This window comes from Campylobacter concisus (genome assembly GCF_002913045.1).
Classification (GTDB): domain Bacteria; phylum Campylobacterota; class Campylobacteria; order Campylobacterales; family Campylobacteraceae; genus Campylobacter_A; species Campylobacter_A concisus_AP.
On record NZ_PPAF01000038.1, the window covers coordinates 62856 to 88932 of the forward strand.

27 protein-coding genes are annotated in these 26077 nt (G+C 36.9%); 6 read left to right on the top strand and 21 right to left on the bottom strand.

Annotation, left to right across the window (positions count from 1 at the left end):
* The 5 genes from CYP43_RS07515 to CYP43_RS07535 all read right to left on the bottom strand — a co-directional run bounded on the left by CYP43_RS07515 (position 1) and on the right by CYP43_RS07535 (position 3155).
* Positions 1–1212: a beta-ketoacyl-ACP synthase II gene (locus CYP43_RS07515; protein WP_103583101.1), complete on the bottom strand. Its 1212-nt coding sequence runs from the start codon at positions 1210–1212 to the stop codon at positions 1–3.
* A gap of 33 nt (positions 1213–1245) precedes the next feature.
* A complete protein-coding gene (gene acpP, locus CYP43_RS07520) occupies positions 1246–1479 on the bottom strand; it encodes an acyl carrier protein (protein ID WP_021091725.1) in 234 nt (77 codons plus the stop codon).
* 87 nt (positions 1480–1566) lie between these two features.
* Positions 1567–2310, bottom strand: coding sequence for a 3-oxoacyl-ACP reductase FabG (fabG, locus tag CYP43_RS07525; protein WP_021083753.1), 744 nt, complete (start codon positions 2308–2310; stop codon positions 1567–1569).
* A 56-nt stretch (positions 2311–2366) separates the two neighbouring features.
* Positions 2367–2786: a pyridoxamine 5'-phosphate oxidase family protein gene (locus CYP43_RS07530; protein ID WP_103583102.1), complete on the bottom strand. Its 420-nt coding sequence runs from the start codon at positions 2784–2786 to the stop codon at positions 2367–2369.
* Positions 2787–3155 carry an L-arabinose ABC transporter gene (locus tag CYP43_RS07535; protein ID WP_180998665.1) on the bottom strand — a complete coding sequence of 123 codons (369 nt, stop codon included), beginning with the start codon at positions 3153–3155 and terminating at the stop codon, positions 2787–2789.
* Between the two features lie 83 nt (positions 3156–3238).
* Between CYP43_RS07535 and CYP43_RS07540 the strand changes: the two genes are divergently transcribed.
* Positions 3239–3760: an ATP/GTP-binding protein gene (locus CYP43_RS07540; RefSeq protein ID WP_103583103.1), complete on the top strand. Its 522-nt coding sequence runs from the start codon at positions 3239–3241 to the stop codon at positions 3758–3760.
* Between the two features lie 18 nt (positions 3761–3778).
* Here CYP43_RS07540 and CYP43_RS07545 read toward each other — a convergent pair whose 3' ends face one another.
* Positions 3779–4519: an EI24 domain-containing protein gene (locus CYP43_RS07545; RefSeq protein ID WP_103583104.1), complete on the bottom strand. Its 741-nt coding sequence runs from the start codon at positions 4517–4519 to the stop codon at positions 3779–3781.
* Complete coding sequence (gene dut, locus CYP43_RS07550; protein WP_103583105.1) at positions 4516–5211, bottom strand: dUTPase; 696 nt, start codon at positions 5209–5211, stop codon at positions 4516–4518. The genes CYP43_RS07545 and dut overlap by 4 nt, the downstream gene beginning before the upstream one ends.
* Before the next feature lie 129 nt (positions 5212–5340).
* Here dut and CYP43_RS07555 point away from each other — a divergent pair, with 129 nt between their 5' ends.
* Positions 5341–5529 carry a hypothetical protein gene (locus CYP43_RS07555; RefSeq protein WP_021091806.1) on the top strand — a complete coding sequence of 63 codons (189 nt, stop codon included), beginning with the start codon at positions 5341–5343 and terminating at the stop codon, positions 5527–5529.
* Here CYP43_RS07555 and CYP43_RS07560 read toward each other — a convergent pair.
* Entirely contained in the window at positions 5526–7730 is a 2205-nt protein-coding gene (locus CYP43_RS07560) for an EAL domain-containing protein (protein WP_258032188.1), read from the bottom strand. The genes CYP43_RS07555 and CYP43_RS07560 overlap by 4 nt on opposite strands.
* 241 nt (positions 7731–7971) lie before the next feature.
* On the opposite strand from CYP43_RS07560, the gene CYP43_RS07565 reads away from it, so the two are divergent.
* Positions 7972–8511: a hypothetical protein gene (locus CYP43_RS07565; RefSeq protein ID WP_103583107.1), complete on the top strand. Its 540-nt coding sequence runs from the start codon at positions 7972–7974 to the stop codon at positions 8509–8511.
* Here CYP43_RS07565 and CYP43_RS07570 read toward each other — a convergent pair.
* Together CYP43_RS07570 and ciaB are read right to left on the bottom strand one after the other, a co-directional pair.
* Positions 8504–10234, bottom strand: a complete 1731-nt coding sequence (locus CYP43_RS07570; RefSeq protein ID WP_258032189.1) for a putative bifunctional diguanylate cyclase/phosphodiesterase — start codon at positions 10232–10234, stop codon at positions 8504–8506. The two genes, CYP43_RS07565 and CYP43_RS07570, sit on opposite strands and share 8 nt — an antisense overlap.
* A 606-nt stretch (positions 10235–10840) precedes the next feature.
* Positions 10841–12682, bottom strand: a complete 1842-nt coding sequence (ciaB, locus tag CYP43_RS07575; RefSeq protein WP_103583109.1) for an invasion protein CiaB — start codon at positions 12680–12682, stop codon at positions 10841–10843.
* Between the two features lie 90 nt (positions 12683–12772).
* Between ciaB and CYP43_RS07580 the strand changes: the two genes are divergently transcribed.
* On the top strand, positions 12773–13186 hold the full coding sequence (locus tag CYP43_RS07580; RefSeq protein WP_021091795.1) for an acyl-CoA thioesterase: 414 nt from the start codon (positions 12773–12775) through the stop codon (positions 13184–13186).
* A 143-nt stretch (positions 13187–13329) separates the two neighbouring features.
* Positions 13330–13968, top strand: a complete 639-nt coding sequence (locus CYP43_RS07585; RefSeq protein ID WP_103583110.1) for a Crp/Fnr family transcriptional regulator — start codon at positions 13330–13332, stop codon at positions 13966–13968.
* Positions 13969–14059: 91 nt separating this feature from the next.
* Here CYP43_RS07585 and CYP43_RS07590 read toward each other — a convergent pair whose 3' ends face one another.
* The 11 genes from CYP43_RS07590 to CYP43_RS07640 form a co-directional block, all read right to left on the bottom strand.
* On the bottom strand, positions 14060–14920 hold the full coding sequence (locus tag CYP43_RS07590; protein WP_103583111.1) for a formate/nitrite transporter family protein: 861 nt from the start codon (positions 14918–14920) through the stop codon (positions 14060–14062).
* 163 nt (positions 14921–15083) lie between these two features.
* On the bottom strand, positions 15084–15530 hold the full coding sequence (locus CYP43_RS07595) for a hydrogenase 3 maturation endopeptidase HyCI (protein ID WP_072594541.1): 447 nt from the start codon (positions 15528–15530) through the stop codon (positions 15084–15086).
* Entirely contained in the window at positions 15530–15874 is a 345-nt protein-coding gene (locus CYP43_RS07600; RefSeq protein ID WP_021091884.1) for a formate hydrogenlyase maturation HycH family protein, read from the bottom strand. The genes CYP43_RS07595 and CYP43_RS07600 overlap by 1 nt, the downstream gene beginning before the upstream one ends.
* Positions 15871–16695 carry an NADH-quinone oxidoreductase subunit B family protein gene (locus tag CYP43_RS07605; RefSeq protein WP_021091627.1) on the bottom strand — a complete coding sequence of 275 codons (825 nt, stop codon included), beginning with the start codon at positions 16693–16695 and terminating at the stop codon, positions 15871–15873. Before CYP43_RS07605 ends, CYP43_RS07600 begins: the two co-directional genes overlap by 4 nt.
* Positions 16692–17231, bottom strand: coding sequence for a formate hydrogenlyase complex iron-sulfur subunit (locus tag CYP43_RS07610; protein WP_103583112.1), 540 nt, complete (start codon positions 17229–17231; stop codon positions 16692–16694). Before CYP43_RS07610 ends, CYP43_RS07605 begins: the two co-directional genes overlap by 4 nt.
* Positions 17228–18964, bottom strand: a complete 1737-nt coding sequence (locus tag CYP43_RS07615) for an NADH-quinone oxidoreductase subunit C (RefSeq protein WP_103583113.1) — start codon at positions 18962–18964, stop codon at positions 17228–17230. The genes CYP43_RS07610 and CYP43_RS07615 overlap by 4 nt, the downstream gene beginning before the upstream one ends.
* Positions 18961–20442 (bottom strand): hydrogenase 4 subunit F, encoded by a 1482-nt coding sequence (locus tag CYP43_RS07620; protein WP_103583114.1) that lies wholly within the window; start codon positions 20440–20442, stop codon positions 18961–18963. Before CYP43_RS07620 ends, CYP43_RS07615 begins: the two co-directional genes overlap by 4 nt.
* 2 nt (positions 20443–20444) lie before the next feature.
* Complete coding sequence (gene hyfE / locus CYP43_RS07625) at positions 20445–21089, bottom strand: hydrogenase 4 membrane subunit (RefSeq protein WP_021091711.1); 645 nt, start codon at positions 21087–21089, stop codon at positions 20445–20447.
* A gap of 1 nt (position 21090) precedes the next feature.
* A complete protein-coding gene (locus CYP43_RS07630; protein ID WP_072594545.1) occupies positions 21091–22011 on the bottom strand; it encodes a respiratory chain complex I subunit 1 family protein in 921 nt (306 codons plus the stop codon).
* 9 nt (positions 22012–22020) lie between these two features.
* On the bottom strand, positions 22021–23988 hold the full coding sequence (locus tag CYP43_RS07635; RefSeq protein WP_103583115.1) for a proton-conducting transporter membrane subunit: 1968 nt from the start codon (positions 23986–23988) through the stop codon (positions 22021–22023).
* A gap of 1 nt (position 23989) precedes the next feature.
* Positions 23990–24559 (bottom strand): 4Fe-4S dicluster domain-containing protein, encoded by a 570-nt coding sequence (locus tag CYP43_RS07640; RefSeq protein ID WP_021091760.1) that lies wholly within the window; start codon positions 24557–24559, stop codon positions 23990–23992.
* Between the two features lie 414 nt (positions 24560–24973).
* Between CYP43_RS07640 and CYP43_RS07645 the strand changes: the two genes are divergently transcribed.
* Positions 24974–26050 (top strand): MBL fold metallo-hydrolase, encoded by a 1077-nt coding sequence (locus tag CYP43_RS07645; RefSeq protein ID WP_103583116.1) that lies wholly within the window; start codon positions 24974–24976, stop codon positions 26048–26050.
* The last annotated feature ends 27 nt before the right edge of the window (positions 26051–26077 follow it).

Here is a 26077-nt window from a genome sequence, read left to right on the forward strand (position 1 = left end):
TTAATCCAACTTTTTAAATATTACGACGCCATTTGTGCCGCCAAAGCCAAATGAATTGCTCATAACAGCTTTTATATCAGCTTTTCTAGCTTTATTTGGAACGTAGTCTAGATCGCACTCTGGATCAGGTGTTTCATAGTTTATTGTTGGAGGGATAATGCCATCTCTCATTGCCATTATAGATATAACAGCCTCGATCGCACCAGCACCACCTAGACAGTGTCCAGTTTGACCTTTTGTTGAGCTAACTGGTGGACATTTATCACCAAAAACCGCTTTTAGTGCCGCAGTCTCATTCTTATCATTTACAGGTGTTGAAGTACCGTGCGCATTTACATAATCTATCTTTACACCTTTTGCCATATCAAGTGCTTGTTTCATCGCACTTAATGGACCTTCAAGTGTTGGTGATGTGATATGATGTGCATCTCCGCTCTCACCAAATCCAACTACTTCAGCATAAATTTTAGCACCTCTTGCAATAGCTGACTCATACTCTTCAAGTACAAGCGCACCGGCTCCTTCACCCATTACAAAACCATCACGATTTGCGTCAAATGGCCTTGATGCCTTACTTGGCTCATCATTTCTAGTTGAGAGAGCTTTCATTGCTGCAAAGCCGCCTATACCTACACCACAAATAGTAGACTCAGCGCCGATAACTAGCATATTTGTAGCTTGACCAATCATAATGCATTTTACAGCTTGCGATATCGCATGAGTGCTTGCTGCACATGCTGTTACACTAGACAAATTTGGACCCTTAAGTCCGTGATTTATAGAAACTATACCACCTAGCATATTTACAAGTGCAGATGGAATGAAAAATGGTGAAATTCTCTTTACACCTTTTTCAAAATATGTAATCGAGTTTTTCTCAATATTTGGCAAACCGCCTATACCAGCTGCTGAACTAACGCCAAATTTATGAGCATCAAACTCTTTAAAATTTGCATCAGCCATAGCTTCATTAGATGCTTTTATGCCAAGCTGTATGAAACGATCTACTTTTTTCACCTCTTTGCCGTCTAAAATGCTATTTGGATCAAAATCAGTTATTTCGGCAGCAATTTTAACAGGAAAGTCACTTACATCAAAGCTTGTGATCTCTTTCACACCTGTTTTACCCTCACAAATAGCCTTAAAAGAACTCTCTTTATCAAGACCAAGTGCGTTTATCATGCCTATACCAGTTACAACGACTCGTTTCAATACATCTCCTTAAATCAAACTGTGTAAATTAAATTATTTACCTAGTTTTTCTATATAATTTACAACGTCTTGAATGCTTATTAATTTCTCTGCTTCACTATCAGGAATTTCTACTTCAAATTTCTCTTCTAAAGCCATAACTAGCTCTACAACGTCAAGTGAGTCAGCGCCTAAATCTTCGATGATTTTAGACTCTAGTTTTACCGCTTGTGGATCTACGCTTAGTTGCTCTACAACTACGTCTCTTACGTCTTCAAATACTGCCATTTAAGGTCTCCTTATAAAAAATGTCTGTTATCTTATAATATTTACGCTTTTATTTATTTTAAATTTCAAAACTTGTCTGAAATTTACCTACATATAAAGTCCGCCGTTTATTTTTAGCGTCTCTCCAGTTACGTAGCTTGCGTGATCACTTAGTAAAAACGCCACTGCCTCAGCCACCTCGCTAGCGCTACCAAAACGTTTTAGCGGAATGTTATCGCTATAAGTTTTCTTCACCTCATCGCTTAGTCCATGCGTCATATCAGTCTCGATAAAACCAGGAGTTACGCTGTTAAAGCGTATATTTCTACTTGCACCCTCTTTTGCAAAGCTTTTGCTCATGGCGATTAGTCCGCCCTTGCTAGCTGAATAGTTTACCTGTCCAGCATTTCCCATCTCGCCAACGATAGATGCGACGTTTACGACCGCTCCAAAGCGCTTTTTACTCATCACTTTTAAAGCCTCTCTACATCCGATGAAAGCTGAAGTTAAATTTGCATTTATCACATCTGTAAATTCGCTAGTTTTCATGCGAAGCGCTAGCTTGTCATTTGTGATACCAGCGTTATTTACGAGGTAGCTTAGCTCGCCATCGCTATCAACTATCAAATTTATACCTTTTATAAACTCATCTTCGTCAGTTGCGTCAAATTTTATCACAGCAGCCTTGCCGCCATTTTGCTCGATCTCGGCCTGTAAAGCGTCTGCTATCTCAGGCTTTGAGCGGTAGTTTATCCACACTTTTAAGCCCATATTTGCAAGCGTCTTTGCGATCTGCGCACCGATACCTCTGCTTGCACCTGTTATTAGCACGTTTTTTCCGCTAAATTTCATAAATTCTCCTTATTTTTCTAATTTTTCAACGATTGTAGCTTATATAAGCTTAACGTCTAAATTTTATCGTTTCTTTCCCACTTTATCTTTTTGCCAAAACCAAGGACATTACTCGTAAATTTTAGTTTTTCAAGATTTATGCACCAAATTTTTGGATCCATTGTTTTTGCATAAAAAAATCTTTTAAAGTAAATTTCTCGTTCACTTACGCTAGCCTCTCTCATCACTCCTTGAAACTGCACACCCTCTATCTTGCCAACGATCTTTGTATCAAGAGCAACCGTACCAGCAACAAGCTTTGAGTTTTTTAAGAATTTAACATGTGAGCTCTCATCAGAGCTAGCTAACAAAAGGCTAAAATTTAGCTCATCAAAGGCGTAAAATGCACTAAAAGCGTAAGGCTGCCCATCATCATCGATGGTGCAAACACTTGCAAGATGCATCTTTTTTAAAAATTTTACTATCCTCTCATCCATCTAAATTCCCCTAAAAATGTCAAGAATGGCTTGAAATTTAAAGATGACTACGGCGATTATCAGCACCCAAAGCGTAAAAATAATAAGCTCTACTAAAGTAAATTTATCTTTTGCAACTTTTTTAAAAACAAGCATCGTTAAAAATGCTCCCAAAAAGCCGCCAATTAGCGAAAAATAGTGGATCGCATTAACCTTTACAAAGCTTGGCAAAAGCCCTTTAAAAAATAGTGAAAACATCAAAATAGCAAGCAAATTTGCAAGTATCAAATAATAGCCAACGACTGGTAAAACTGGGTAGAGCCTAGCAAAGCCAAAGCTTAAAACAGTGATAAGCATAAGCAAAAAGATCCTAGTCCCAAAACAACACATCGCCCGTCCTTTTTTGACGCATTTTACAAAATTTTGCTTTATGAAATTAAAATTTTGCCGATTTAGCCTCAAAAGGATTTAAAATGCAAACAAATTTTTACTCTCAAGGAAGCTACAACAACATGAGCTTTTCGATGAAGACTAGCTCAGGCGATGAGATAAGCTTTTCGATGTATGACAACAAAAGTTTGGAGTTTTCAAGCCAGAAAAATGGTACTTCAAGCCAAAGAAGTCTTACTCTCACGCACGAATACGGCTATGAGTTTTTATATAAAGGAAACGGCATAGACGAGCAAGATATGAAAGAGATCGAAGAAGCGATGAAGCAAATTCGCCCACAAGTTGATGAATTTATGAAAAACGTCAAAGAGGGCGACAAGATCGCTGGCAGCAGCCAAAGCATAAGTGATCTTTCAAACAAGATCAAGCAAATGCTACCTGACGCAAAAGATCTAAATCATAAAAATTTCATAAATGACAATATGCTAAAGATGTTTGACGAGCTTCTAGCTAAAAATGACGCAAATAAAAATCTACTAAGTGCCACAAAAAGGCTATTTGACACTTTGCTTGATGAGAGCAACAAACTATCTTACTACGCTTAAATTTAGAGCCTTTTGGCTCTAAATTTTAACTAGTGCCTCTCTTCGATAAAAGAGGTGCGACAAGACTATCACGAAATAAAGCTGAAAAAATAGTCCCACAAGCGGTACAAGCGAGATGAGATAAAACAAAAGTGTAAAAATTATAAATTTTATCCCGCCACCTTCAAGCAGTGCTAGCTCAAATTTATCACTATCAAGAGTGTTTGAGCCAACGTCTATCAGTAAAAGTTTGTAATAGATATAAAAAAACGGCACATTTATGATGAAAAAATTTAATACTGGTACAAATAAAAGCGGTAGGCAAACGAGCAAGATCCCAAGAAATTTCACGATCTCAACCATCATCATCTTTAGCACTCTAGCCGTGCTAGCCTCACTTTTAAGCACGTAGTTGTAGTGCCTTTTGTTTATCTCTTTAGTCACAACCGGCGTTAAAAAGCCAGCTACGATTAGAGCAATCACGATGCTAATAATGATCGTTAAAAAGGTGCTCAGAATATAAAAAAGTATACTAACTATCCATTTTGTGGCGCTAAAGCTTAAAATTTTAATAGCAATAAAAGAGAGTGCCGAGTTTGGCTCTAAAAAGGCAAAATTCTCATTTTTGGCGCTATCACTTAAAAGATCAAATATCTCACCGCCGCTCCAGATCGTAAGCCACGTGAGACTAAAAATGCTAAGGCAAAGTGGCAAGATGGATAGCGCTATAAATTTGGCTGTAAAAAAATCTTTAAAGCCAAGGCGAAGAAGGTTTATCATTTCACCTTTTTATATTCATGCTCAAGTGCTGCGTAAATTTCATCGATCCTGCTAACGCCATTTAACAAAATTTCACTCATCACCTCATTATCTTCGCGTCCGTTCCAATTTTTCTTATAGCTGCCTTCTTTGTAGCCATTATTTTGACGGAAGCGATTCAGCACGTTTTTAGCGATGTAGCACTCATAAAGTGAGTATAAATTTACGCCACATTTTAAAGACATAGAGAAGTAAATTTTTAAAATATCAAATATATCGTAGTCAAACCCACTACACTCATGTATGAGCATTTCAACGTCATTCATTATCTCATAAATGCTCTCGTCTTCGATCCTTAATGGCTCTTTACAAAACTTACTAAAACCGCTTGATTGGCAAATATCATCGGCTAAAGTTTCTATATCTCCAAGCTGTTTTGATTTATAAATTTGCAAAGCTAGGCTCATAATAAAGTGCCAGATATCAACAACTTCTATGCGTAAATTTTGCTCATCAGTCTTTGCATCGATGCTCTTCCAGTGTTTCCAAGCAAAGCTATCAATCAGCTCAGCGCACTCCATATATATGCAGCGCCTCCAGCTGATTAGTTTATTTTTATTAGTATAACCATTTTCCCAGCCAAGCCCATTTGTCTCATCATTTAGGCTTTGCTGCATCTTTAACATCTCTAAAATAATCGTTCTTTCATTCATTTTAGGCCTTTTAAAATTTTAAAGGATTATAACAAAAAATTATTAAATGCCACGAGGCAAGCTTGACTTAAATCATTTTATGTATAAAATTTAGGAGCTAAAATAGGCAAAAATTTCAAAGGAGAAAAAATGAGAGAAAAAGATCTAGTGGTTTGCAATGTTTGCGGACTAAAAAGCAGTGATGATACAAATGCAGTTTTTATCCACGCTCATAAAAATGGTGAAGAAGTTGATATCTGCACCAGTTGTGTTCCAAGCGTAATCCATGGCTCAGGTATGGTCGTAAAATCAAACGAAGAGATAAAGGCTGAAATTTAAACTTTAGCTATCATTTGAGGATCTTGTCTTACAAGGTCTTCAAATTCTTCTGCACCCATAGGACGAGATAAGAAAAGTCCTTGCACTTCATTACAATCAAGCTCTTTTAAGAAACGAATGTCTTCTTCTTTTTCTACTCCTTTTGCGCCAACTTTTATCTTCATTGCCTTCGCTAAATCGATAATTGCGGATACGATTTGTGCATCTATTTTACTATTTGATGCTTGAGCAACAAATTCACTTGCTATTTTTATACGCTTAACACCGTACTTTCTAATATAAATAAATGAAGTATATCCAGAGCCAAAATTATCTATACAAACATCTATATTATTTTCTTTAAGAATAGAAAAAATTTTATCAAGCGTTTTAGAATTATTTGTCCATATTTCTTCGCCAAATTCTATTTCAAAAAGCTCCGGGCTTATATGCTGCGAGCGTAAGCTAGAAATAAAATCTAAAACAAATTTTTCTGATTTACTTTGAATCTGCGCAACATTTATGCTTATTTTTGGTATCAAGAGTTTTTCTTTTTGCCATCTATCTACATACTCTATGGTCTTTGAAACTAAAAGCGAGTAAATATCGTTTAAGATATCACTATTTACATTGACCTCTTTCATAAATTTACTTGCTTCCATCAAGCCAAATTTTTCTGATTTCCAATATAAAAAAACCTCCGCGCAGATCATTTTTTCGATTTTTAGATCAAATATTGGTTGAAAAAATACATGAAGGTCTTCTTGTAAATTAGCTTTTTTAAGCGCGATCTCGATACTTGAGCTTAGGTGCATTTCATTGCTAATTTTATCGCTATAAACCATAGGATTTAAAGCTGGATTTTTCTTGGCGTAATACATTGCCATATCTGCATTTTTTATAATATTTCTTGGGTTTGACGAGCTATTTTTTGTTGCTACGTCTATGCCTATTATGCACTTAAGTCCAAAGTGATATCTATCTATTTGAATTGGTTTTTCAATAGCGTCTTTTAAGGCAATACCAAGATTTAAGCGTTTTGTATGACTATTTATCTCCATTTTTGCTAATACGATAAATTCGTCCGCACTAATCCTTGCTATGGCCTCTTGTCTATTGCAAACTTCAAGTATCCTTTTTGCAACTAGCTTTAAAATTCTATCGCCTATTTCATGCCCGTAAGATGTATTTATGCTTTTAAAACGGCTTAAATTTATATAATAAACTGCGATTTCCTCATCTTCGGAGATGCTTTTGCACATTCTTTCAAGCTCATTTACTATAAAATTTCTATTGCCAAGATCTGTTAGATAGTCTTTTTCGGATATATCTTGAAGTCTTAAATTTGCGAGCATAAGTTCATTAGTTCGCTCATGCATCGACTTTTCCATCTCTCTATGAAGATTTCTCTCATAATCTAATATTTTTCTGCTTGCAATAGAGCTTTTAACATAGTAATTAACAATAGCATTTACAACTAAAACAAAAAGTGAGATGAGCGCACTAAAAGATGTTAAATCTTCCTGTAATAGCAAAGGTAAAACTATTATTATTGGTAGCCATTTTGATCCTATTGAGATATCTTTATCGGTATTTGTAACATATTCATTTTTAGCTTTTAAATGAAAAGCTCCTATCATCAAGAAGAAGAAAGGAACGATATATAAAAAATCTATTTTATGGCCAAAATTTACATTTGAGATCTGACTATAGAAAATAAATAAATTTAGCATCGTAAATAAGATGCTAGCTGATATAAGGTAAAAGCCACTAATTTTTATATGAAGCAAACTGCTTGTAAAAATCTCACTTAAAGTAATAAAAAGTATAAGAAAATTTATGGCTACAATAGAGAGAAAAACGATATTTGATCTATTATTTATCATCGATGAAATATCTATTTCGTCAAAAATACCATATATTAACATTGCTATTAAAAAAAAGACACTTATGCTATCCATAATAATGGCTAGTTTTTCTTGACTGGCTGCAAATTTTGAATACAAAAATATACTAACGCCAGCTAAAATAGATATCATCGGCAACATAAAAAATACATCAAGATACGCATAAGAACTATGAGCCCGCAATAGTGCATCTTGATTTAACACCATTAATGCATCGCAAATAGACCATAAAAAAACACCAAAACATATTGCAAGCCAATGCGTTATTTTGGTTTTTACTTTATCCATTGAAGTATAAATGCCAAAAGTTATCATAAAGAAACTAAGCAAAATAGATATTTTTCCAATTAGATTATAGTCTAGTAAAGATGCTAATAGTGCAAATACGAATAGCGCTACAACTGCAACTAAGATCCATTTTTGCATGCCAGTTATAGATGATTTTGATAATAAAAAAATAGTGTCCCTCTCCTAAGAAATAGTCCAAATTATACAAAAATTGACTTTGCTTTTGGTTATAATTTCCCAAAAATTTTAAAATTCACAAAGGTATCTTATGAAGTGCAATATCGTCATAAATGGACAAAATTTAATAGATTATAAATCTTTTATCTTATTTTTCTCAAAGGCGGCAAGAAAGCAGTATTTTATAAACACTTTTATGATATTTACTGAAGCCATCATAGCTGGTTTTGTTGCTGATATGCTATTAAAAAGTAAAATTTTTACTGTTATTGGAGCTGTTTTTGCTATATTTTGGATCATTTTTTATCCTATTTTTTTAAAAAGAAGTCGCATAGCTGCATTAAAGAGAATTGAAATTTCAGACGTTCAAAAGCAAATGAATTTTGAAGTAAATGAGAAATTTCTGGCTTACTATGAAGGCGAACCCAAAGAAAATGAAAAATTTGACCTAAATGAAGTTAGTGAAATTTATGAACTAAAAAATATCTTTATCATTTTTTTAGAAGAAAAGATTCATCTAATAATCCCAAAAGATGAAACTAGCTCAAAAATGATAAATGAGCTGGCCAAACTTTGCCATAAAGATATTTTGAAATTTGAAAATTTTAGCGCAAAAAGCGTGCTTAAATAGCACTTATTATAAGCTTTTCAAAATCCTCTGCACTCATTGGCTTGCCCCAAAGATACCCTTGCACCTCATCACATCCAAGCTCTCTTAAAATTTCAAGCTGGATTTCATCTTCGACGCCTTCAGCGATAGTCTTTAGCTCCACATTTTTAGCTAAAGCTATAACGCTTTTTACTACGTCTTTATCTATATCATTTTTAGCAATATTATCTATCAGCTCTTTAGCGATCTTTAGGCGGCTCATAGGATATTTTTTGATGTAATTCATCGATGAAAAACCGGTACCAAAATCATCTATGGATATGCAAATTCCTCTATTTGAAAGCTCAGATAACGCGCTTTGCATCATCTCTTCGGCATTGACAAGGCTGGCCTCAGTGATCTCAACATCTACACAAGATGGATCGATGCCGTATCTATCTATGTAGCTTAAAAATTTAGATGCAAAATTTATATTATCAATCTGTTTTGGAGAGATATTTATACCTATTTTTAGGTTTGTATTATATTTTTCATTCCAAAAGGCCATTTGTTTTATAGCGTTTTTTGCTACCCATTTTCCTATCGCATTGATAATCGAGCTTTGTTCGGCTATTGGAATAAATTTTGATTGATCTACCGGACCTTTTATAGGAGAGTTCCACCTAACAAGAGCCTCTGCTCCTACTATTTTTTTACCTTCTATTAGATACTGAGGCTGAAACTTTAGCTCAAATTCTTCATCAAAGCTTATGCTATTTAGCAATATTTCTATATAGTTTCTATCCTGAATCATGCTTTTTATATCACTATAAAAAACATACTTTTCAGATGCATCTTTCTTTGCTGCTTCTAGTGCTGCTTCTGATTGCATGATAAAATCATCAGCCAAAATTTCACTAGTTTGTGTCGAGCTAATCCCTATTTTTGCATCAAGTACAATTTTATAATCATCTATAACGATTGGCTCTGAAATAGCTTTTAGTAGATAATGTAAAAATTCCCTGCAATGCACATTTTCGTTTTGCTTGATAACAACGATGAAGTCATCTCCACCAGACCTTGCAAATAAAGAATCGTTTGGTGGCAATATTGACTCAATATTTGAAGCGAACTTTGCTATTACATCATCACCGATATAATGCCCATATGAGTCATTTATCGCTTTAAAATGGTTTATGTCAATACTATAAATATCTATCTTTTCGCCAAGTGCCTTTGACTTTATCATCTCTTCAAGCCTTGCAATAAAATACTGGCGATTTAGAGCATTTGTTAAATAATCATATTTACTGATCCTTTGTAGGTGCCTATTTGTCTCTTCAAGCTCTTTTACTTTACTTTCTATCTGATTATTTAACACTTTTTTGATATGTATTTCACGTTTAATTAAAATATCCATCTTTCTAACATTAGAAAATGTATAAGATAATGCCCCGTATGCAAGCAGAGTAACCAAAATAGAAAATAACCATATCAAATTTATCTTCCAAGAGTACAAGATCATGATCGTCAAAAATACAGCGAAAACAAATAGCTTTTGTATTAAAATTTTATCAAAATCATTTCTGAGCGCCCTAAATTTTAGATTTGCCTCACCCTCTCTTAAATGAAGCGTAGCAACAAACAACATAAAAAATGAACTCTTAAATACAATGTCGTATCCAAAAAAGGATATTTCATCTATCCAAAAGTCCATTGTAGTGGTAAAAACATCATAAGTGCTTATTGCAATAAGCGCTATCAAGCATAAAAGTATAGATAGTCTTCTTTTTGAAAATTTAAGTGAAAAAAACGTAGTAAATGAAGTACAAAACATAAATAAATCTATGGCGATGTAACTTAGATTAAAAAAATCTTTTTGGCTTAAAACTTGAGTTAAATTTCTATCAAAAATCATAAACCACATAAAGCTAAAATATATTGCGGAAATAGAAACTGAGTCCACAAATACTTGCATTAAAAATAAATTTTTCAAATTTTTGATCAAAATGTAAAAAGCAGAAAATGCAAACATAAAATATGAAACTACGTATGAGATTTGTATAAAATTGACTTTAGAAAGAAATTGTTTAAGAAAACCAACCTTATCATATAGCATCCACATAGTATCTGATGCTACCCAGCAAGTAAGGCCTAATAATATATATATCCAATATGTTTTTAAATTTCTTGTCTCTTTTAGCTTTAAAAAGATAAATAATGTGATCATAAAATCAAATAGAGTAGTAATTATGTCTTCATAAAAACCACTAGCAATAAAATAACTAACAACATATACACAAAAAAGTATCAACATAAATAAAAAAGATGCTTGATTATCGTTGCTTATTTTACTTATCATGTTCTGTCTTTATCTATCTTTCTCTGCCTTTTTGGCTAAACTTTGCCATCTTTGCCACTCGCCACTATCATCAACGTCGTTGCCGATAGCTTCGTATCTAGCGTAAAAATATTCAACAAATTTCTTGCACTCTTCATCTTTTGGCAGATAGCTTAGCTCATCTTTTTGGCAAAATTTCTCCAAAAACGTGCTCGCATCAGCTTTTTTGGCGTATGTTCGCGCTAGATCGTAATAGTTCTCTAAGCAAATTTCTTTAAATTTAGCGTAAGCTTGCTCGCTCATATCTACGCTTAGCTTGCCATCAAATTTAAGCACTCCGGCTCTAAAAAGCAGGCTAAGATGTATGAGCCCCTCGCAGTAGTAAGCCCTCACCTCATCAACCTTTCGCCAAGCAATAAGCCCAACTGCACGGGCTATTAGCTCGTGAAAGACGGCCATTTTATACTCCGCCTCTTCGTGTAAGAAGAAATTTACTAACCCACCAGTTGTCGCCTTGTACTCTTCGATAAATTTGAAAACACCACTTTTATTCATACTCATCTCAGTATCAAGTCCGATAAAGAGAATGTGTCCAAACTCATGGCCAATCGTTGAAATCTCATATACTTTTTTCCAAATTTTTGGCTTTAAAAATAAAATTTCCCTACCAAAATCCAAAAATTCCTTGCTAAAAATTTCAGCCCCAAGCTTCATAAATGGCTTTGCCTTTGCGCTTTCATAGACGTGATTTACAAAGGCAAAAATTTTCTTACCACATTTTGCGCTCACACTTTCATCATTTGGCACTACCTGAGCGCTAAAAAGTCCGTTTAGCTCCGCGCCATAATAAATCATCGGCACACTTATATAAAGCTGCGTCCTAGCGATATTTTCGCTAACTGACTTATTTGTCTCAGCGTTATCAAACTTGATCTTTTCGCAAACGCTCTTATAAGTTTTTGCCACTTTTTCTTTAAATTTAAGCTCATCAATGCCCTCGCTATCAACCAGCCTGATATCCCACTCAAGCGCAACCGCGTGCGTGTAGGCATCCTCGTAGTACTCTAGCGGATGGCCCGGTTGAAGTGCGCCTTTTACATCCATCCACGCTATCTCAGCCTCTTGCCAAGCATTTATCACCTTTGCGTTGTCCTCTTCACAAAAGGCATTTTGTAGCTTTTCAAGGTATTTGACATAAGATTTTTGCTCGTCATTTTTGGCTAAATTTCTTAAAATTTCAAGATTTTTAGCAAAGACGCTTTTAAGCTCTCTCACCTCATCTTTAAAAGCAAGTGCATAAGGCAAAAAGCTAAATTTATTACCTTCTTTTACTACCGCGCCATACGTTCTATCGGCCCTTACGCCGTTACTATCACACTGAAATAAAGCATTTTTAGTAATAAACTCATTTGCCTGGCTTAGATCTTTAAATTTAGTCTCAAACTCTTTGTTTGTAGTGTCGATAATACGATCCTGCCATGAAATTTGCCACGCATTTAGACTAAGCCCAAGTTCATGCATAGCCTGCACAAAAGCTTGGTTAAACGGATCTAAAATTTTCTCTTCTTTGGCCTTTTCTAAAAGCTTGGCGTGCAGATTTTCATATAAATTTCTAACGTAGCCATACATTAAATTTAGCACTCGTTTTTGCTCGTCTTCGCCTAAATTTAGCTTTTTTAGCTCATTTTGAAGCGGATCAACTTTAAGATCTACTATCCTTCTTGCAAGAGCTAGTTTCTGGCTTGGTGTGCCAGCAAGACCACAAATTTTAACAGCTTCGTTTATAATGTCATCGTCTAAATTTTTATAAATAGCATTTAACTTATTTTTTTGCTCTTTTGTGAGTTCATTTAATCTTTTAAAATCATTCATTTTTTCATCCCCTGAAGTTGCAAGATTTTAGCATAAAGCCTTAAAATTTGCTACAATCAACCAAAAATTTTAACATCTAAAAGGCAAAAAATGGATATTTTAAAGGATTTTGGTGAGCCACGCATAAAACAAGTTATGTTGCCAAAGGACACAAACTCAGCTGGAAATATTTTTGGTGGCTGGATAATGAGTCAGATCGACCTTGCAGGTGCACAAGCTGCAAGAGAAATTTCTCCTGAACGCGTTGTGACGATCTCTATGAAAGAGATCATCTTTAAACAACCTGTCTTTGTTGGCGATGTGCTAAGCTGCTACGCTAAAATCATCTCTGTTGGTAAAACCTCGATAACAACGCAAATAGAAGTAACCGCTCTTAGGCTAAATCCGGGCGGATATAGAGAAACTATACACGTTACTAGCGCTACCGCAACTTACGTAAGCGTAACAAAAGATGGGCTTAAAAAGCCAATCGATGAGAAGCTAAAACAACTTCATGGATTTTAAAAATTTGGTTGCGATTTATGCAACCAAATTGAAAAATTAATACTACTTTTAAAAATTATTGAAATTTAAAAATTAAAAAGCAAAAATTTCAACTTGATTAAATACTTTCTAAGATAAAATCCAAAACTACTTTTGGGAGAATCATGAAAAAGTCACGTTTAGGCCTTTTGCAGACACAAATTTTAGATATCCTAACTCAATCCGAGCTTGATAAATTTGAGTACAAAAACCTTCCAAAAACAAGCATCATTTACGCAGAAGAGATCAAAATCGTCATTTTAAAAAGCGGCTGTGCAAAGCTTTCGTTTTTTGAAGACGGGGAAGAATTTATCCTTTACCGTTTGGAAGCAAACAACATTGCAGTTCTTGATGATAATTGTGCATTTGAAATTTTAGAAGACGCAAAAATTTACTCCATAAACTTAAGCGAAATAAGTGAAATTTTATCAAATGTAAATGTTGTAGATGAAATTTTAAAAGCGGCGTTAAACGCCATCATCGTACAACGTCAGATCATAAAATCAATACTTTTTGAAGATGCGAAAGGCAGGATTGCAAATTTTTTGATTGAGCTTGCACGCGAACAAGATCTAAAACAAAATGGCTATCATTATGTCTTTTTGCCATTTTCTTTAAAAGTACTATCAAGCTTTGTGGGGCTTAAAAGACAAAGCGCCTCAACTGCATTTAATGAGCTTATAAAAAACGACATCATAAGAAAAATAACGCCACACGAGTTTTTGATCATAGATTACGAAAAGCTCGAAAGTTACACAAACTAAAAATCAAAAATTTTTAATAAAAAAGATAATTGTTAGCAAAAAGAGTAATTTTAAAAGATTAGTCTTTGCTAAAAAGCAAAGACTAAGAGTTTTAAGCTTTTTTCTTCATCTCAAATTTATTAGCCATGAAGCCAACTAAACCAACAAAGAAAACTCCTCCGACGATATTGCCAAGAGTAACCGGAACTAGGTTTTTACCGATAAAATTTCCCCAGTTTAGTACTTCTAGTTTATCGGCTGTAGTATGAAGCAACGCTGCTGCAGCATTTATATCACCACCGCTTGCTGCGATATAGTGAGCTTTAGAAATGATGGCTTCAGTTATGATGAACATATTTGCCACGCAGTGCTCCATAGAGCATGCAACAAACGCACCGATCATCCACATAATAGCAAAAAATTTACCAGTTAGATTGCTCTCGCTTGTCGCAGTCCAGACAGACATACAGACAAAGACGTTACAAAAAATTCCACGGATAAATAGCTCATGAAATGGTGCTGTAATCTTACCAATAGCAGCTGGAACAAAGTGTTGTAATATGTAGCCATCATACTTTAGTGGCAAGCCTGAGTAGTAGTACATATACGCAATCAGTGCGCCGCCAACGAAGTTAAATATCCAAACAATAGCCCAGTATACGATAGTATTACCTAGTTTTAGTTTGCCTTCATATGCGCTAACACCGCTTAAAACAGAGCTCGTAAAGAGGTGACCACCATAAAAAACAACCATCATAAGACCACAACTAAATGTGATACCGCCGATAAAATTTGAAAGGCCAATAGACTGGTTTTCAGCCATACCAACTGTTGAGTGAGCCCAAAAAATATCACCCATAGCAATAGCAGCTCCAGCCATGATAGCAAGAAAAATAATACTAGTAAGCGGCATATGAGCCTTATGCTCCATAGAGCTTGAGACCGCTTGAGCGGTTTCTGCCGGATTTAACATCACATTCTCCTTTTTATTTTCAATCTCGCACATGAGCCAGGCTCATCTTTGCGACCAAAGTTTAACACTTTGCAAAATCACTAAAGTCAAATCACTGCTTGCGATTAAAAGCAAAATTTTGCCTTTAGTAACCAAAAAGATTAAAATTAGCCATTTGCCAAATTTAACCAACTAAATTTTTATCAATCTCTACAATTCTCAAAAAAGCTTTTCTGGCACTTTTTTTAGCCTGCTCGCTTAGTCCCTCTTCAAAATTTAAGACATTTTCGAGCAAGACGCTAATGCCTAAAAACAGCGTTTTAGGGCAAATTTTTCGCAAATAACTCAAAAGCACTGGCGTTGGTAGATTGTGAGTTGAGTAGATATAGTCTCTATCGTCACTTAGGTCAAAAAACTCTATCTTATCCTCATCAAAGCCGCTCATCGCATCGACTACTATCAAGATATCAGGCGCAAATTCTCTAATGGCCGAGAATTCATTCTCAGGCACATCTTGCCCAAAAAAGACCTTCCACTCTTTTAGCTCGTGCTCCACGATGCGGCCGACTTCATTGCCCACATCATCATCGCCACGCATAGGATTACCGATGCAAAGGATGGCCTTTTTCATCAAAAGTCCTTCCTAAGCACGATATATCCCTCTTTTAAATTTGCCAAAATTTCTTTAAGCTTACACTCACAAAGCTGTGGCAAGAGTTTAGCGATATGCTCGGCAAAAATTTCAACTTCAAAATATTTGCTTAAATTTCCGATCTTAAATTTCACATATTCGCCTGAGTTTTTGATCATCTCGTCAAATTCCTCATCGCTTAGCTCTAAAATTTTCTCGCTAAAATCAATTGTGCCAACGCCATGTCCCACGCAAGTGGAGAAAATTTTTATCTCTTTTAGCTCGCGTGGAAGCTTATCGTTGTCGTCCATATGCCTTTTTGTAAGCTTATAAACTTGTATCATCTCTTGCTCCAAACCTCGCTATCAACATCTATCGCAAAGCTTTTATCAGCTTTTGCATATTTTAGATAGACATCATTATGCAAAAGCCCCATGCACTCAGCATATCTAGGATCTTCTTCTTTTTTGATAGCTGTAAGCACAGCCTCTCTTGAAATGCTTGGGTCATGGACATCTTTTGAACATTTGATAGCATTCATATATTTTTCAAAAAGGATTCTACCAAAGATATAGCTCATTAGTCTTCTGCTTTCAGCTTGCAAGTCGCGCTCAAATAAAATATCACCTATGACCGACTTCTCAACTGAAGGTGGCAATGTATTATCTTCTTCATAGCTTTTTTTATGAAGCTTTTGATCTATGATACCAAGAGCCATACCAAGGCCGTAAATAATGCTTGCTGGGTGTGGAGGACAGCCTGGGATATAGACATCAACTGGAATTATCTTATCGATGCCGCCCCAAACGCTATAAGCGTCATGGAAAATTCCGCCACTGCTTCCGCACGCACCAAGAGCAACCACGATCTTAGGATCTGGAGTTGCCTCATAAGCACGAAGAAGCGGATAATACATCTGTCTTGTTACAGGACCAGTACAAAGCAAAATATCAGCGTGTCTTGGGTTTGCAACAAGTTTAAAACCAAAACGCTCAGGATCCCACATTGGCGTAATAGCTGCAAAAATTTCTATCTCACAGCCGTTACAGCTTCCGCAGTCGATCCTATAAACGCTAAAGCTTCTTTTGATATTTTTTAGATGCTCTAGCTTTGCAGTTAGATCATTTGCTGTTTTTATGTCCTCTGGGACTTGATATAGACTCATTTTATAGCCTCCTCAATGCCTTTTGTTAGCCTCTCAGCAGATTGATTTTTCTTGCACTCTGGGCAGATATAAAGGTAGTCTTTTGCCTCTTCAAGTCTGCCTGGGAGTAAATTTGCTGTGCCAAGCTTTTCAAGGGTGAAATTTATAAGCCTTTTTGGCGTAAATGGCTTGCCGCAGCATTTGCAAGTTTGCATCTCAAGCTCGCCCCTTTGTATAAGAGCGCTCTTGTCAAATTTAACCGCAAGCTCAAAGCTATCACTTAGGCGAACGGCTCCAGTTGGGCAAACCTCATCGCAGCGACCGCAAAATATGCAGCGCCCACAGTCAAATTCCCAAACAAGCTTTGTTTGCTCCTCGTTCATCTTAAGCTCTATCGCGTTACTAGGGCAAGCGATACCGCAAGCCGCACAACCTACACAAAGATCGTATGTATAGTTTGGCTGACCACGGAAATTTTCAGGAACAATATATGGCTCAAATGGATAGGCGTATGTCGCTTTTCCATATTTTTCTGTGATGTCAAATAACTTCATCATCTTAAATCCTTCTTACTAACCCCGCCATCTTGACAGAATTTTTTAAGGTCTTTCTCTGTTAAAATTTTGCTCTTTTTAGTCCTTACATCGACTAATGTAACACGCTCTGTACATGAGTAGCAAGGGTCAAGTGAGCAAACGATAAGCGCAGCGTCACTTATGTTGTTTCCTCTAAATTGATACCTTAGGCTTGGCCAGTTGTTATATGTTGCAGCCCTGCATCTCCAGCGATATACTTTTTGAGCGCTACCTTGCATGATCCAGTGAACATTCTCGCCACGTGGTGCTTCATCATGACCAAGTGCAAAATTTTCAGGTTTGATCATAGTCACAGGATCGATCATGATCGGAGTTTGAGGCATCATCTCAAAGCATTGGCGGATGATGTGGATAGAGCTTTTTAGCTCTTTATATCTAACCATCTCACGAGCAAAAACGTCGCAACCATGCTCAACTGCTACTTCAAATTCTATCTGTTTAAAAAAGTCATATGGGTGATCATAGCGGTTATCGCGTTTAAAGCCAGAGCCTCTCATATTTGGACCAACTGGGCTAAAGTCGCGTGCTATTTGGCGATCTAAGATACCCACACCTTTCCAGCGCCCGATTTGGCGTTTATCCTCCATAACTGCGTCCCAAATTTCTGAAATTTGAACGTCAAGTTTATTTATGATCTCGATACCTTTTTTGATCTCTTGGTTTGTCATATCACGTCTTAAGCCACCCATAACGACGTTGCCGTATGTTTTACGTCCACCAGTTACAAGCTGAGCTAGCTCCATAGAGTACTCACGAACCCTAAAGATGTGCATGAAAGCGTTGTAGTTACCAGTGACCTCACAAGCTAGACCGATATTTAAAAGGTGGCTGTGAAGACGCTCGATCTCAAGACAGATGACGCGTATAGCTTGAGCTCTTAGTGGAATTTCAAGCTTGATAGCTTTTTCTGCTGCTTCGATACAAGCGATAGCGTGAGCATAACCACAAATTCCACAAACTCTCTCTGCAAGATAGCCCATTTGATCATAGTTCATTCTGTTTTCAGCTAGCTTTTCCATACCGCGGTGTTGATAAAAGAGGCGGTAGTCAGCATCGATGATCTCGTCGCCGTCACAGAAAAGTCTAAAGTGACCTGGCTCATCTGAAGTAATATGTAGTGGTCCAAGTGGCACATCAACTACTGCATCGCCTATTGGAAACAAAAACTCAGAATCAGGCTCATCTCTATGATCAACCGGATCAGGTCGGTAGCGATAATCCATCGCATCTTTTCTAAGTGGGTGAAGTCCGTCTGGCCAGTCATCACTTAAAACTAGACGTCTTTTATCAGGCAAACCTTCAGCTACAAGGCCAAACATATCATAAGCTTCTCTTTCGTACCAAACACAAGCTGGCACTAGCGGAGTAACAGATGGGAATGTCGGATCACTTCCTGGAATAAGAGTTTTAACAGTGATAAAGCACTTATCCTCAGCCGCAAAGTCATCCGCCTCAGTCATCTTACTACCTTCCATTGAGATAGCGTAGTAAAGCGCATAGCTGCCATTTATCTGGCGCTCGTCATTTGGTATCATTGTGCTTATAAAGCCGCCGATATCATAGTAGAGCGTTTTAACAGCTAAAGGGAGGTCATTTCTATCGACTAAAACAGTGATCTGATCGTCTGCTTGACGAGTTACCTCTAAAATTTTTACTTTAGTTTTTAGGATTTCTATAAATTTATCGCCTCTCATTTTAAAGCTCCCATCATTATATTAACACCGTTATCTACTAGCGTATAAAAGCTATCTACATGCCATACGCCAAAGATTATGATAAGGGCACAAAGTGCTATAAGAGGTAAATTCTCTAACAAACTCATCTCTTTGTTGTGAACGATCACACCTTTTGGCTCGCCAAAGCTTGCCATGTTAAAGTGTGCAAAGTCAGCTATGAAAATAACTGCAAGCGCAATAGCAAATAGTGCAACTGCGATGTATTGACCGCTTGTGATAGCTCCTACAAAGACGTTATACTCACTAACAAATATAGCAAATGCTGGAACACCAACTAGTGAGCAAACAGCCGCGCCAAACATTATAGTGGTGATCGGTGCGATCTTAACCATGCCGCCCATCTTACTCATATCTTTGTGGCCATAAATTCTTGCGATATTGCCTGTTGAGCAAAACGCCAAAGCTTTTGTGAAGCTGTGAGCTAAGCAGTGGAATATCGCTGCAAATAAGCCGTATTTACCGCCAACACCAAGTGCAAATGCAATAACACCCATGTGAACTATTGAGTGATATGCGAACATTCTTTTTACGTTGTGTTGTCTGATTAGGAAAAATCCCGCTACAAATAGAGTGATAGTTCCTGAAACGATCATTATGCCCTCAACAAAGCTAAATCCAACAGCTTGAGCAGTGATAGCATAGTATCTCAAGAGTGCCAGCATCGCACATTTTAAAAGTACGCCTGAAAGCAAAGCTGAGATAGGTGCTGGTCCTTCAGCGTGAACGTCTGGTAGCCAAGTGTGAGTTGGAGCAAGACCAGCTTTTGTACCAAAACCAATTAGAGCAAATACAAAGATAAGCTTTGCCGCATCTGGGTTTAAATTTTTAGCATTTGCCATTATTCCAGAAAATAGCATAGAAGCCTCACCATCTCCTAGAGTGCTAAATGTGGCTGAGTATAGAAGAACAGTCGCATAAAGTGCAAATGCTAGGCCGATTGAGCAAAGAACGATGTATTTATAGCCACTTTCTGTTGATTTTTGATCTTTGTGGATAGCGACAAGAAACACAGAAGCAAGAGTTGTTGCCTCAATAGCTGCCCACATAAACGCAACGTTGTTACAAATAACGCTTAGCGTCATTGTAAAGATAAATACATGGCTTAGTGCATAATATTTTTTAAGATCGCTTAGGTGGATGTGTCCATCTTCAAGCTCCCATCTCATGTAGTGGATAGAGTAAAAATTTACTATAAATCCAGTTACTGCTATAAGTACCAAGAAAACACAGCCTAAGCTATCTAAAAACAAAAATTTATCAAAACTATAAAAAGTTCCGCTACTTAAGACTTTAAGAACATTGTTAAGTAAAGCCACCGATGTCGCAGCAGAAAACAAAACGTGAAGTCCGCTTAATACCGCATAATTTTTAGGACTCAAAAACAAGACCAAAGCACCAAGGAGCGGTAAGATAAGTATTAAAGCTAAACTATCCATCTCTAACCCCTTAAATTTGAAGCTTTAGAAGTATCTAAACTATCATAAGCTTTATAAAATCTAATCGCTAAAATGCTCATGATGATAACGGCAAATATCGCATCTGTTAAAATTCCAAGCTCGACTAACTCATGTGAGTTATAAGCCATTAGAGCAAGACTTAGGTGGATGCCGTTTTCAAACAAGCAGTAAGCTAGAATTTGTTTTATAAATGAGTTTCTTAGCATGAAGCCAAAAATTCCCATCATAAAGACCGTTCCAGCTGCGATTAGCATGATCTCTTCTTTGATAAGAGAGAATTTTAAAAATATAGGGTGGATACTCATTGAAAGAGCTAGAGAAAATCCCATAGCAATAACAGGACTTACAAAAAATCCACCAACTGGCTCATCTTCGCTAACTACGCCAAGTTTTTTGATAAGCCAGAATAAAATTCCTGGCACAAGCAAAACTTTGGTAAAAAATGCAACGATCGCCCAAGTTTTGAGCTGCTCGGCGTTAAATTTCTCAGATAGCAAGAAAAATATGCTAACTAAAAGTAGTGTCTCAATCGCATAAGCGATGATTGAGAGCTTCAAGCTTCTAAGACCAAAAACCGCAAGCGAAGTTACGATCATGCAAATGGCTAAAATATCAAGTGTTTGCATCTCACACTCCTACTACATAAAGTGTTAGTGCAACAAACGAGATAGCAAGTGCACCAAGCGCATTTTTGCGTAAAGATGAAGTCATTTTAAAGCGTGGACCAAAGTTGTCTATAAAGACAGCCGCTACGTAAAATACTCCGGTTTTTATCACAAAAATGATGATAGCTAAGAAAGGATTGCTAAAATTCCATGGCTCAAATATAGTTAGGAAAAGTCCGATCATAGCAAACTGTTTTAATATAAGTGATGCTTGAACTAAACCAAGGTCGCTACCTGCATACTCGCCAAGCAAGCCTTCTTGAAGCTCTTGCTCTGCTTCAGCTACGTCAAATGGTTTTCTGCCAGTCTCAACATACATGCACCATAAAAATGCGATAGAAGCTACGGCAAAGCTTGGGATTTGATATCCGATAACACCGGTTTTTACCATCTCTTGGATCTCAATTAAATTTGATGTTTTAGCTGCAAGCATTACTACGATTAGACACATGATCATAACTGGCTCGACATATACGCCCAGCATTTGCTCCCTGCCGCCGCCTGTTGCTGCAAATGGGTTGCCGCTATCCATTGAAGCTGCACCAAATACAAATCTAAGCAATGCACCAAGATAAAGGATCACAAATATATCTGAATATGCTCCAAAAACAGTATCTTTGCTATATGTTATAGGTATAGCAGCTAGCACTGCAGCTGAAGTTGCAAAAAGGAAAAATGGAGCCCATCTAAATACCCAGTGAGAGCACTCAGGCACGGTTCTTCCTCTTCTAAAGAGTTTTATAATATCGCGATATGTTTGAAAGAAATCGCTACCTTGTTTTGATTGAAGTCTAGCCCTTAGTTTTCTTGCCATACCATCAAACAAAGGAGCTACCAAAACGATAACGACTACTTGAAATATCATTAAAAGTATAGTTTGCATTTTCGTCTCCTAAACTAAAAAGTAGCCCACAGCAAGTATGGCACATAAATAAACTAGGATATAAAGCGTATAGACGTTTGTATATCCGCTTTGAACGATGCCAAGTTTATCAGCAAATTTCATACACCATTTGATGACTGGCTCATAAAACATTCCCCACCAGATATCTTTTGGATGGTTGTGATATTCAACCGCGTCAAAATAATTTCTAGTAACGATCTTTTTATCAGCTCTAAATAGCCATTGCATGATCTTTCTAAGATCGCCTGTAAATGGACCACCTGTCATTTGCATACGTGAGCTATATTTAAAGCCACAAGCCCAAGGATCAGTTTCGCGTGGTTTATCTCTATTTGCTTTCATAACAGCAAGGATGATAAATGGCAAAATCATAGTCGAACATAAAACTAAAGCGATAAGCGGAGTTGAGATCATACTGCCTATTGGTGAAGTTACATTTATAGCTCCAAGGCTAGCTTTATAGTCACTTATAGCGATAGAATTTACAGCTTGCATGATGTAATCAACTATGTAGTTTGCGCCAAGGCCAAAGCCAACGCAGCCTATCATTAGGATGATCATACCAAGAACCATGCCTATTGGACTCTCTTTAGCATTTTCCCAAATTTTTTGATCTCTTGGAGTACCTGCAAAGATAACAGCGTAAAGTTTGAGGTGCATACCGACTAAAACGCCTGTTAGTGCAAGAGCTACGACGCCAAGCGTAAATGCATATCTAACTAATGTTCCCTCGCCCATCGCGCCTTGAAGCATACCTTGATATGTAAACCACTCTGAAACAAAGCCATTTACTGGAGGTAAAGCTGCGATACCCATAATACCTATAAACATACCAAGGCTTGTCCATGGCATCTTTTTAGCAAGACCACCAAGGATGTCCATATTTTGTGTATGAGTAGCGTGGATAACCGAACCAGCGCAAAGGAAAAGTAGACCTTTAAATATAGCGTGGTTAACTACGTGGTAGCAACCTGCTAGAAAACCTACTGCTGCAAGTGTTAAATTTCCAGCTGCAACGCCGTAAATTCCTGTGCCAAGACCTAGCAAGATGATGCCTATGTTCTCAACTGAGTGATAAGCAAGCAAGGCTTTAAAGTCGTGTTGGCAAAGAGCGTATAAAACACCAAATAGTGAGCTAGCTGCACCAAGAGCGAGTATTGTAAGTCCAAAATATGTACTAAGTGGTAAGTAAAGTGTAAATTTAACTAGTGTAAATAGAGCAACTTTAATCATAACGCCTGACATAAGGGCTGAAACGTTTGATGGGGCTGCTGGGTGAGCTTGTGGAAGCCAAACGTGAAATGGCCACATACCAGCTTTGCTACCAAATCCAACTAGGAATAGTATAAATGTAGCAACAGAAGCGCCAAATGGCATCTTAACACCCATGAACGCACTAAATTCTGTACTTCCTGCGTAGTATGCAGTGATAAGCAAGCCACAGGTGATACAAAATGCACCGATTTGTGCGATACCAAGATATACCATGACCGCTTTTAAAGTGTTTTTGCCATCATTTACTATGATAAGGAACGATGAGATAAGAGTCATAAGCTCCCATAAAACGACAAAGCAAAATACATTATCAGCGCTAATTACTAGAAGCATTGAGAGTATAAATGTATTAAACAAACATGCAAATACGCCAACGTTTGCTTTTTTGATGTACTCATCTGCATAGCTCATACCATAAACGCTACTTGCAAATCCGATGAAAACAACGACAAAGCTAAAGAAATTTCCAAGTGGATTTAGCGCAAATTTTGGCGAATATAAAAAGCCATCCGCAAGAGCAAAACTATCGCTTACTCCCATATTTGCAACAAAGTGACACATCGCGTAAAAACAGCTTAAAGCGCTTAGACCAAAACCAACCTTTACAGCGGCCTTTGGAGCACAATAAAGCAAGATGCTAACGACGGCACTTACAAGAAATAGCATATAAACCGTAGTCATCTTATGCTCCTTGTCCGTTTAAAATTTTAGTAGCAAATTTATTCGCTGCTTCATAATCTATCCTCTTGCCAAGTTTATGTTTACCCTCTTCTGGATCAATCATAACAAGAGCACTCGTTGGACAGACATCAACGCAAGCTGGTCCATTTTCACGACCAAAGCACATATCGCATTTAACAGCGATATTTTTTGCACCTGATTGTGACTCTATCTCAAGGTTGTACTTTGGCTCGACAGCGTAATTTACTGAAGGCATAAGCTCTGCACTTGAGCTTATTGCACCGTAAGGACAAGCGATCGTGCACATCTTACAGCCTATACAAATTTCCTCGTGAAGCTCGATGCAATTATCATTAAATCGCAATGCCCCAGTTGGACACACATTCGCACAAGGACCATCGTCGCATTGTCTGCACTGAGTTGGCATAACGCCAGTAGCTTCTCTTAGCACACTTAGCCTTGCACGTGACAGCTTGCCGCGTTCATAAGCGCTCTTAAAACATGCAGCCATGCAGGTTGCACATCCTATACAGCGTTTATAATCGGCAATCACAAATTTATGTTTTTTCATAAATTCCTCCCATTAAACAAGGCCAAACTGCCCTGCTCACTTTTAAAGTGATGGTTAGTCACCAAAATAGAGATAGTTAAATTTTTATTTAACATCTCAAACGCTCCTTCCTAATTTTTGTAATAATTCTATAACTTACAATGAATAAATTCCGTCATCTATCTGACAAATTTTGTATTTTTAGAATTAAATTTTTATTTTATATATCTTTAAGATTATCTACTTAATATCGATTTTTAGGTATGTTTATTTGCTAAAGGATAATATTTATTAATAAAATTTTCCTATAAAGAGTAAAAATATCTTAATTAAGTTTAAATTTACAAGTTAATTATTTAAGCTCGGGTTAATTAAATAAAGCTGAAATTTAAAAATCTAAAATATAATCCGACCTTTAAATTTAAAAGGCTTTTTATGGGAATTTTTATAGTTATACTTTTGCTTATTGTTGCAGTTTTTGTATTTATGAGATTTGCCCCAGTTTTTGGTGGCGTGCCAGATATTAAAAGCCAAAAGCTGATAAAGGCTTCGCCAAATTTTAACGGCAAAGTTTTTATAAATTTAGAGCCGACAATTGATATGGTAAAGAAAAGTCCGCAAGCATCTATGACAAAATTCGTCCTGCAAGCGCTCTTTCCACCAAAGGGCAAGCTACCAAAGCAACCTTTGCCAAATTTAAAATTTGATGCAAAAGCCCTCAAAAATGGCGAGTTTATCTGGCTTGGGCACGTTAGCCTCATCTGTAAGCTTGATGACAAAACCATCATCACAGACCCAGTTTTGCACCGAGCATTTCCACTGCCAATTGGCGGTAAGCCCTTTTATGCTATCGCCGCTAGTGACTACCCAGATGTGATCGACATCGCCCTCATCTCGCACGATCACTACGATCATCTTGATTACAAAACGATCCTTGAGCTAAAAGATAGAATTTGCAAGTTTCTAGTGCCGCTTGGTGTAAAAGCTCACCTTGTAAAATGGGGCGTTGATAAAGACAAAATTTATGAGTTTGACTGGTTTGGTGATCAAAAAATAGGAAATTTAAACTTCACGTTTTGTCCTTCAAGGCACTTTAGTGGGCGCACATTTAAAAGAAATACGACGCTTTGGGGTGGCTGGGCGGCTCAAAAGGCTGGCTTTAGCTTTTATTTTAGCGGAGATGGCGGATACGGCAAGCATTTTAAGATGATAAATGAGAAATTTAGCGCCTTTGATCTAGTTTTTATCGAAAATGGTGCTTACGGCGATGGCTGGCCTTACGTGCATATGAAGCCAGAGGAGTCAGCGCAAGCACTAAAAGATCTTGGTGCAAAGCTTGGTATGCCGGTGCACTGGGGCAAATTTGATCTATCTTATCACGCTTGGGATGAGCCGATCAAGCGTTTTGAAAAGGCAGCGACAAAACTTGAGCTAAACTACGCAACGCCGATGATCGGAGAAGTTTTCACCGCACAAAATCAGCCTAGGAAAAAGTGGTGGGAGAAAATTTAGGAATAAAATTTGCTCTAAATTTTAAAA

What these genes read in the sequence shown, in the direction of transcription:
- acpP (WP_021091725.1), bottom strand. Translation starts at nt 1,479, where the DNA reads ATGGCAGTATTTGAAGACGTAAGAGACGTAGTTGTAGAGCAACTAAGC.
- fabG (WP_021083753.1), bottom strand. Translation starts at nt 2,310, where the DNA reads ATGAAATTTAGCGGAAAAAACGTGCTAATAACAGGTGCAAGCAGAGGT.
- CYP43_RS07530 (WP_103583102.1), bottom strand. Translation starts at nt 2,786, where the DNA reads ATGGATGAGAGGATAGTAAAATTTTTAAAAAAGATGCATCTTGCAAGT.
- CYP43_RS07535 (WP_180998665.1), bottom strand. Translation starts at nt 3,155, where the DNA reads ATGTGTTGTTTTGGGACTAGGATCTTTTTGCTTATGCTTATCACTGTT.
- CYP43_RS07540 (WP_103583103.1), top strand. Translation starts at nt 3,239, where the DNA reads ATGCAAACAAATTTTTACTCTCAAGGAAGCTACAACAACATGAGCTTT.
- CYP43_RS07545 (WP_103583104.1), bottom strand. Translation starts at nt 4,519, where the DNA reads ATGATAAACCTTCTTCGCCTTGGCTTTAAAGATTTTTTTACAGCCAAA.
- dut (WP_103583105.1), bottom strand. Translation starts at nt 5,211, where the DNA reads ATGAATGAAAGAACGATTATTTTAGAGATGTTAAAGATGCAGCAAAGC.
- CYP43_RS07555 (WP_021091806.1), top strand. Translation starts at nt 5,341, where the DNA reads ATGAGAGAAAAAGATCTAGTGGTTTGCAATGTTTGCGGACTAAAAAGC.
- CYP43_RS07560 (WP_258032188.1), bottom strand. Translation starts at nt 7,730, where the DNA reads ATGATAACTTTTGGCATTTATACTTCAATGGATAAAGTAAAAACCAAA.
- CYP43_RS07565 (WP_103583107.1), top strand. Translation starts at nt 7,972, where the DNA reads ATGAAGTGCAATATCGTCATAAATGGACAAAATTTAATAGATTATAAA.
- ciaB (WP_103583109.1), bottom strand. Translation starts at nt 12,682, where the DNA reads ATGAATGATTTTAAAAGATTAAATGAACTCACAAAAGAGCAAAAAAAT.
- CYP43_RS07580 (WP_021091795.1), top strand. Translation starts at nt 12,773, where the DNA reads ATGGATATTTTAAAGGATTTTGGTGAGCCACGCATAAAACAAGTTATG.
- CYP43_RS07585 (WP_103583110.1), top strand. Translation starts at nt 13,330, where the DNA reads ATGAAAAAGTCACGTTTAGGCCTTTTGCAGACACAAATTTTAGATATC.
- CYP43_RS07590 (WP_103583111.1), bottom strand. Translation starts at nt 14,920, where the DNA reads ATGTTAAATCCGGCAGAAACCGCTCAAGCGGTCTCAAGCTCTATGGAG.
- CYP43_RS07595 (WP_072594541.1), bottom strand. Translation starts at nt 15,530, where the DNA reads ATGAAAAAGGCCATCCTTTGCATCGGTAATCCTATGCGTGGCGATGAT.
- CYP43_RS07600 (WP_021091884.1), bottom strand. Translation starts at nt 15,874, where the DNA reads ATGATACAAGTTTATAAGCTTACAAAAAGGCATATGGACGACAACGAT.
- CYP43_RS07605 (WP_021091627.1), bottom strand. Translation starts at nt 16,695, where the DNA reads ATGAGTCTATATCAAGTCCCAGAGGACATAAAAACAGCAAATGATCTA.
- CYP43_RS07610 (WP_103583112.1), bottom strand. Translation starts at nt 17,231, where the DNA reads ATGATGAAGTTATTTGACATCACAGAAAAATATGGAAAAGCGACATAC.
- CYP43_RS07615 (WP_103583113.1), bottom strand. Translation starts at nt 18,964, where the DNA reads ATGAGAGGCGATAAATTTATAGAAATCCTAAAAACTAAAGTAAAAATT.
- CYP43_RS07620 (WP_103583114.1), bottom strand. Translation starts at nt 20,442, where the DNA reads ATGGATAGTTTAGCTTTAATACTTATCTTACCGCTCCTTGGTGCTTTG.
- hyfE (WP_021091711.1), bottom strand. Translation starts at nt 21,089, where the DNA reads ATGCAAACACTTGATATTTTAGCCATTTGCATGATCGTAACTTCGCTT.
- CYP43_RS07630 (WP_072594545.1), bottom strand. Translation starts at nt 22,011, where the DNA reads ATGCAAACTATACTTTTAATGATATTTCAAGTAGTCGTTATCGTTTTG.
- CYP43_RS07635 (WP_103583115.1), bottom strand. Translation starts at nt 23,988, where the DNA reads ATGACTACGGTTTATATGCTATTTCTTGTAAGTGCCGTCGTTAGCATC.
- CYP43_RS07640 (WP_021091760.1), bottom strand. Translation starts at nt 24,559, where the DNA reads ATGAAAAAACATAAATTTGTGATTGCCGATTATAAACGCTGTATAGGA.
- CYP43_RS07645 (WP_103583116.1), top strand. Translation starts at nt 24,974, where the DNA reads ATGGGAATTTTTATAGTTATACTTTTGCTTATTGTTGCAGTTTTTGTA.